Source organism: Halomonas sp. 3D7M (assembly GCF_014897885.1).
Taxonomy (GTDB): domain Bacteria; phylum Pseudomonadota; class Gammaproteobacteria; order Pseudomonadales; family Halomonadaceae; genus Vreelandella.
This window is the reverse complement of the sequence record NZ_JABUZF010000172.1, coordinates 7,700-7,916: the sequence shown is the minus strand read 5'-3', so window position 1 is coordinate 7,916 and position 217 is coordinate 7,700.

Sequence of the window (217 nt, the reverse complement as noted above, 5' to 3'; positions counted from 1 at the left end):
CTACGTCCTGGAATGAACGCTTACCCTGTAGTGACGATCAAGCGGGTTGCGGTTGGCAAGGCGGGTGAATCCCAATGACGAGAGAACGGCCGCATGTGAGCCAGGGGGGGCGTGTCAACCTGATTCGGACAGATCGTTAAAAATTAGTGTCGATTTCGTCGCGGTGGCACCTGCCGCCGATAGCGTCGGGAAGTTCACCACGCTGTAGGGGGCCGGG